2 protein-coding genes and 2 pseudogenes are annotated in these 2,437 nt (G+C 76.0%); 3 read left to right on the top strand and 1 reads right to left on the bottom strand.

Translation table 11 applies throughout. The features are described from left to right. The 3 genes and pseudogenes from ACIQOV_RS37470 to ACIQOV_RS37460 all read left to right on the top strand — a co-directional run. A pseudogene (locus ACIQOV_RS37470) lies at nucleotides 1-610 on the top strand (hypothetical protein); the annotation flags it as partial. Beyond that, nucleotides 607-885, top strand: a complete 279-nt coding sequence (locus ACIQOV_RS37465; RefSeq protein ID WP_401055254.1) for a hypothetical protein — start codon at nucleotides 607-609, stop codon at nucleotides 883-885. The pseudogene ACIQOV_RS37470 and the gene ACIQOV_RS37465, both read left to right, overlap by 4 nt. Nucleotides 886-954: 69 nt before the next feature. Beyond that, nucleotides 955-2,151, top strand: a complete 1,197-nt coding sequence (locus tag ACIQOV_RS37460) for a hypothetical protein (RefSeq protein ID WP_401055253.1) — start codon at nucleotides 955-957, stop codon at nucleotides 2,149-2,151. On the opposite strand, the pseudogene ACIQOV_RS37455 reads toward ACIQOV_RS37460, so the two are convergent. Continuing rightward, nucleotides 2,145-2,437, bottom strand: a pseudogene (locus ACIQOV_RS37455) (hypothetical protein); the annotation flags it as partial. The gene ACIQOV_RS37460 and the pseudogene ACIQOV_RS37455 sit on opposite strands and share 7 nt — an antisense overlap.

Below are 2,437 nucleotides of genomic sequence, written 5' to 3'. Positions count from 1 at the left end.
GCCGGCAGCGCGTCGGCACCCCTTGCCCGCCGGCTTCTGGCCGGACGCAGCGGCGCTCGCGTGGGCGGCGGCCGACGGACACCTGGACCGCCTCGGCGGCCCGGCCGGGCTGGCGGCCGTGACGGCGGCGTTCACGGACTGGCACCGGGGCCGCGCCACTCTCGGTGCCGACTGGCAGGCCCTGTGGCGCAAGTGGGTGCGTGAGCAGCGGGCGCAGCCCGGACTCGAGGCGCCCGGCCGCCCTGCCGGGCGCGGCCGCCGGGCTGCGGCACGCCGTAGGCCGGTCCCTGCGGTGCAGGTGAGCGTTGCGGACCGGCTGGCCTCGATCGAGAACGAGATCGCACGCGACCAGGAGCGCGCCGCCGACAGGCCGTTGATGCTGCTCCCCGAACCGCCCGGTGGCGCAGGCCGGCCCGGAGGTGCGGCAACGATGCCGGGACAGCGGCCGTTGATGGCCGCGCTTCCCGGAGGGCGTGCGGCCTCTGCGGACCCGCTGGAGGTGCTGGAGGCGATCGCCGACCACGGCCAGGCCCACGCCGTGGCGCTCTTCGGCTGGCGGCGGGTGGCGGCGCTTCTTGTCGGCGCCGACCCGGTGGCCGAAGAGGCGTGAGCGTGCTGCCGCAGCGCGGCCTCGCCCGGTGCCGTCGGTGCGGCATGGCGGTGCACTGGACCATCACTGCCGCCGGAGCGCGGCTGGCCGTGGACGCGGACCCGTGCGCGCTCGGCAACACTGCGGTCTACCGCGACGGCACCGGCACGATCCGCTCGCGCCGACCGAACGCGGAACTGCCGCTGCTGCCGTACGAGCGGCTGCACCTGCCGCACGCGGCCACCTGCGTCGCGCGGCCCTCGCAGAGCAACCCTTTGCGTCGTCAAGTGTCTTGATGGTGTGAGGCCGAACCAGCCTGCTGGTCCAGCAGGCTGCTTGAGATCAGATCGACGGAGGAAGGGCGCGTGGCACAGGACTACGAGACGGTGCTGGCAGCGCTGCGCCGTTGGGGGAACGTCCGGCCGACCGAGGGCGGCTGGCTGGCGCGGTGCCCGGCTCACGACGACCGGCAAGGGTCCCTGTTGGTGCTCGCCGGCGGGGGCGGCCGTGTGGAGCTGGACTGCCTGGCCGACGGATGCGAGACGCAGGACATCGCGGCGGCGCTGCGGCTGGGCCCGGAGTACGTGGTGGTCGCACCGCCGACGTTCGAGGACGGCCCCGGCTGGATCTGGCCCGGGTACGTGCCGTCGGCGGGTGTGAGCCTGATCGACGGGGAGGACGGCGTGAGCACCATGGCGGTCGCCCTGGACGTCGCGGCGCGGGCGGCGACGGCGGCGGTCCTGCCGGACGGGCAGCAGCCCCAGGCGGCGCGCACCGTGCTGGTGCTCGCATCGCCGCAGACGGCCGGGCGAGCGACGGAACTGCTGGAGGCCAGCGGGCCGGGCAGCGATCGGGTCGAGGTGGCTGCCGTCCTGGGCGGGCGCGGCGGGCAGCGAGGGCTGCGCCTACCGGCCGACGCCGACCAGTTGGAGCGGTTCCTGCGCGAGCGCCGCCCCGAGCTGGTGGTGCTGGACCTCATGACGATCTGCCCGTACCGGGTGCCCGTCGCGAGGGCATTGCAGATGCTGGCGGAACTCGCGCAGCGCGTCGGCACGGCGGTCCTGGCGGTGCGGGACGCCTCCAAGCGCGCGGGCTGGTCCTCCTTGCGCCGGGCGCAGGAGGCGTCGCGGTCCTCGCACACGGCCGCGGTGCACATGGCCGTACACGGCGTGGACGGGGCGATGGCACTGGTGCCGGTGTTCAGCAGCGGGTGGGCGGTCATGGGCGGCCTGCAGTTCCGCCAGGCGGGCCGGACCCGGCCCGTGGCATGGAGCAGCCGCTTCGCGTGCGGCCGTGATGAGGCGATGACCGGCGCGGACCTGCCGCGGCGGCGTCCGGCAAGCACGAGCGCCTACAGGCTGCTGACCAGCATGCTGGCGGCCGGCCCGGTGCCGGCCCGGGACGTGCTGGCGGCGGCGGCCACCGTCGGGATCGCCCCGCGAACGGTACAACGGGCCCGGCGCCAGCTGGGGGTGGTGGCGTCGAAGACGGCGACCGGCTGGGTGCTGTCCCTGCCGGACCGGGGCTCCTCGGGTAGAGGAGCCCCGGTCCCCGGTCAGTGACTCGGCTGAGGGCTGCCCGGGGTGCTCGGGGCGGGGGAGAGGTTGGAGGTCGGCAGCAGGACGCTGGTGGCGGTCGGGGACGGGGCGGGGGCTGTGGCCGTCGGGGCGGTCACGATCTGCGTGGCGGTGATCGTCACGGTGACGGTGGGGGCGGGCTCGGTCACCGTCACGGCCGGGGCGGTGACGGTGACCGTGGCCGGCGGCTCGGGCAGCGAGACGGCCGCCGGGCCCGGGGCGTTGGCGGGGGCGGGGCAGGTTGTTGATGACGTTGGCGAGGACGGCGGCC

Origin of the sequence: Kitasatospora sp. NPDC091257, assembly GCF_044757675.1 — a bacterium.
In the GTDB taxonomy this organism is placed as follows: Bacteria; Actinomycetota; Actinomycetes; order Streptomycetales; family Streptomycetaceae; genus Kitasatospora; species Kitasatospora lactacystinica.
Note: the sequence above shows the minus strand (reverse complement) of the source record. Positions and strands in the feature narration are given on the sequence as shown.